At 37.6% G+C, this 4,455-nt stretch carries 3 protein-coding genes; 2 read left to right on the top strand and 1 reads right to left on the bottom strand.

Features of this window, described 5'->3' with window-relative positions; translation table 11 throughout:
* Positions 1-184: 184 nt before the first annotated feature.
* Entirely contained in the window at positions 185-2,617 is a 2,433-nt protein-coding gene (gene ppsA / locus AFK68_RS08775) for a phosphoenolpyruvate synthase (protein ID WP_094672401.1), read from the top strand.
* Between the two features lie 360 nt (positions 2,618-2,977).
* The gene (locus AFK68_RS08780) at positions 2,978-3,448 is read left to right on the top strand and encodes a DM13 domain-containing protein (protein WP_094672402.1); all 471 of its coding nucleotides are present in this window, start codon (positions 2,978-2,980) and stop codon (positions 3,446-3,448) included.
* 250 nt (positions 3,449-3,698) lie between these two features.
* On the opposite strand, the gene AFK68_RS08785 is transcribed toward AFK68_RS08780, so the two are convergent.
* Positions 3,699-4,205, bottom strand: a complete 507-nt coding sequence (locus AFK68_RS08785) for a hypothetical protein (RefSeq protein WP_143437703.1) — start codon at positions 4,203-4,205, stop codon at positions 3,699-3,701.
* Positions 4,206-4,455: the final 250 nt, after the last annotated feature.

Raw genomic sequence — 4,455 nt, forward strand, 5'->3', positions numbered from 1 at the left:
ATTTAAACCCCACTCTTAAGACTATACTTTATAAACATCTTTCTTAGTATAAAACTCTATATTATAGATACCCTTAAGAGCTGGTTCTTATTGCTGATAGCTGAATGCTAATAGCTGAATGCTTACAAATTATCTCAAAGCTGTACCACGATGAAACAGCTTAATTTTAGGAGAAATTAAAGCTATGACAAACATAATAGCCATTCAACAAAGGACTGCTTCTACTAAAGAAAAATCTTTAATATTATGGTTTGATGAAGTTGGCATTAATGACATCCCATTAGTAGGAGGTAAAAATGCCTCTCTAGGGGAAATGATGCAACAACTTAGTCCCAAAGGTATCAACATTCCCAATGGTTTTGCTACCACTACTTATGCTTACCGTTACTTCATGGAAACTGCTGGTTTACAGAAAAAACTGCGCGATATTTTCGCTGACCTTGACGTTGAAGACATCAAAAATTTGCAACAACGGGGTAAAAAAGCGCGAGCATTAATAATGAATACACCCTTTCCAGCAGAACTAGAACAAGCGATAACCATAAGTTACGAAACCTTATGTTACCTCTACGCTAAAGACACAGATGTTGCAGTGCGTTCCAGCGCGACTGCCGAAGACCTACCTGATGCCAGTTTTGCCGGACAACAAGAAACCTACCTGAACATTCACGGGATTAAAAATGTAATCAAAGCAGCTCATAAATGTTTTGCTTCAATATTCACAGACCGTGCCATCTCCTACCGCACTGTCAGAGGTTTTGACCACTTTGATGTCGCCCTCTCCGTTGGCATTCAAAAAATGGTTCGTTCTGACCTTGCTACTTCCGGTGTAATGTTTTCCATAGACACCGAAACCGGATTTAAAAATGCTGCCCTAGTTACAGCAGCTTACGGTTTAGGGGAAAATGTCGTCCAAGGTGCAGTTAACCCCGATGAATACCTAGTATTTAAACCAACACTTCGAGAAGGTTTCCGCACTATTCTCAACAAACGCCTTGGTAGCAAAGCAGTCAAAATGGTTTACGATGGCGGTAACTCCACGAAAAATGTACCCGTTCCAGAACGAAAAAAACAACAGTTTGCCTTGACTGATGATGAAATTTTACAACTTGCTCAGTGGGCGGTAGTTATAGAAGATCACTATTCCCAAGTGCGCGGTAGTTACACGCCAATGGATATTGAGTGGGCAAAAGATGGGAACGATGATAGTTTATATATAGTACAGGCGCGACCAGAAACAGTACAATCTCAAAAATCTAGTAATATTCTCCATACTTATCACTTGCAGGAGAAGGGAAAAGTCTTAGTAACAGGTCGCGCTGTGGGACAAGCTATCAACCAAGGTAATGTGCGCGTCATTCTGGATACAGATAAAATTGACGAGTTTCAAGCAGGGGAGGTATTAGTAACTAACAAAACTGACCCCGACTGGGAACCTATTATGAAAAAAGCTAGCGCTATAGTTACTAACCAAGGTGGTCGTACTTGTCATGCTGCTATTATTGCGCGGGAGATGGGTATTCCGGCGATCGTTGGTTGTGAAAATGCGACTGAACTATTGCGCAATAGTTCTGAAGTAACTGTTTCTTGTGCTGAGGGAGAAGTAGGGGTAGTTTATGAGGGTTTGCTACAGTTTGAGGATGTACAAACAGTATTGGATGATATACCTGAAACTCGCACTCGTATTTTGATGAATGTGGGCAACCCAGAGGAAGTTTTTAAGTTATCGGCAATTCCTTCTGATGGTGTTGGTTTGGCACGCTTGGAATTTGTGATTGCTAATCATATTGGGGTGCATCCTTTGGCATTGTTGAATTTTGACGAAGTGGCAGATGAGATCGAAAAGGCAAAAATTGCTGAGTTGACTGTCGGATATGAACGTAAGGCAGATTTCTTTATCGATCGCCTAGCTTATGGTATGGGATCGATCGCTGCTGCTTTTTATCCGAAACCTGTCATTGTGCGGATGAGTGATTTTAAGAGTAATGAGTATGCTAACTTATTGGGTGGGAAACAGTTTGAGCCCGATGAAGAAAACCCGATGATTGGTTGGCGGGGTGCATCTCGTTATTATCATCCTAAATATCGGGAAGCTTTTGGTTTAGAATGTGTGGCACTGAAGCGGGTAAGGGATGAAATGGGATTAGCAAATGTGATTCCTATGATTCCGTTTTGTCGTACACCCCAGGAAGGGAAGAAGGTATTAGCAGAGATGGGTAAGTATGGTTTGGAAAGGGGTAAGAATGGTTTGCAGGTTTATGTGATGTGTGAGTTACCTAGTAATGTGATTTTAGTGGAACAGTTTGCTCAGGTTTTTGATGGTTTTTCTATTGGCTCGAATGATTTAACTCAGTTGGTATTAGGTTTAGACCGAGATTCAGCATTAGTGGCAGACGTTTTTGATGAACGCCATGATGCTGTGCGCAGGATGATGCAGATCGCGATTACTATTGCCCATGACTGCGGACGTAAGATTGGCATTTGTGGTCAGGCACCGAGTGACTATCCTGAGTTTGCTAAATTGTTGGTAGAATTAGGAATTGATTCTATTAGTTTGAATCCTGATTCTGTATTGAAGACTCGATTTGAGGTAGCGAAGTTAGAAGATAGAAGTTAGAAGGTTTTTCATAATCATAATTATTAGACCACAAAGTAGGGACGTTGCATGCAACGTCCCTACAAGGTTATTATTCAGCTTATGTTATAGTAATACTGATAATATATATTTTTTTCCAACACTTCCCCACACTTCCTATACCATTACTATGGACTACCATCGACTTACCCAGCACCGCTATGCAACGCCAATCTTAATGATACTGAGGTGTATTGTCCTGATATTCTAAAAAAGTGAAATTTTTCTGAGAATCATCTAAAACTAATTTCAGCCTAAATCTAACTTCTTATTGTCTTTACTTCAGCAATTTCCTAATCATGCTTTTTATCTTAGTTGTATAAGTCAACTAACGGAGTTAAGATGATGAACAATACTTTCAAGACACTTACCATTACCACTACAATATTATTAGCTACTATCAGTGGTATTGTAATTACTCCAACTACCGTCTCAGCACAACCTGACACTAAAATTATTGCCCAAAAGCTGATAGCAAATGGCTCTTTCGTTACAGTTGAACAAAACCATCCCACATCAGGAAACGCTAGAATTATTACCGAAAATGGAAAACGTTACCTAGAATTTACTGAAGATTTTACTACTGTCACAGGTCCTGATGTACGAGTTATTCTACACCGAAATAGTAGCATTCCTGTGAACGTTAAGGAAGAAAATTATATTAATCTGGCAGCGTTGAAGAATGTTAAAGGAACCCAAAGATACGAATTACCACAGAATGTTAATCTTAATGAATTTAAGTCTGTTGGTATCTGGTGTCGTAAATTTAATGTGACTTTTGGTTATGTGCGACTCGCTTTAAAAGCTAGTTAAAATCTAATACCATTTCTCTGTAACAATGTGCTTAATAATTGTTGCTCAGACCTTATTACACTGACTCTTTATATTAATTATATTAAGTGCAACTTCATGGAGAAATGGTATAAGTATAAAATTATCTTCAGGATGATCGACAAGGTAAGAAACTAACCAAATCTGCTTTGGTCTTACAACCCTCATTCCAGTAACAACTTATGGAATTTACTACTATACTTATGATAATTTGATGCAGTTGTTTATTTTATTATTCCTGTGGCTTTTCCTCTAGAGATAAAAGAGCTTTTTTAGGGGGTTTATTCATCTGATTGAGTATGGAAGTTAGCCTTTCTCTAATAAATTGAATCATTACTAATAACATAACCCATAGAGAAATAGCCACAATATAACCACAGGAAATTAAATCCCAAAAGAATTGTACAGTATCATCTTTTTCTACATTTAGTAGAGTTATATTTGAGTCCTCAATAAAATTATTAATTTGGTTCACTTTCTCCTGTTTTGAGCGTATCGATCCATCAGACATACCAAATAAAATATTGCCTTTTTTTGTTTTCAGCATAATTTGATAGGAGTTTCCATCTTCATCTGTATATCTGTTTAGTGTTGCGCCTTTTAACTCACCAGGTAAAAATGTCTGTGTTTGTTGTTTCAGAATATTTGTTCTGTGTAACTGACAGTATATTTCGGCATTCGGAGATTTTTGGCATTCAATATTTACTTTTATATCCCGAAATATTAGCCATATCAGCATTAGCAATAACACAAAGAAAATTATGAGAAACCATATTCTATTCTGTCAATCATTTTTCTTAGAAGAACTTTTATGATTTTGCATAATTTAACTCCTAAATTTGCAGAAACTTAACTATATCTCAGGGCAACTTACAACTTTTATGCAACTTATAATTATTTTGTAGTTATAGCGGTTTTCACTTCATGACTTGCATTACTTCTTCCTTCTCTCCTAGATAATATGAGCCTTCTTCCTTTAAACCCAAATC

It is taken from the genome of Hydrocoleum sp. CS-953 (genome assembly GCF_002260545.1).
GTDB lineage: Bacteria > Cyanobacteriota > Cyanobacteriia > Cyanobacteriales > Microcoleaceae > Trichodesmium.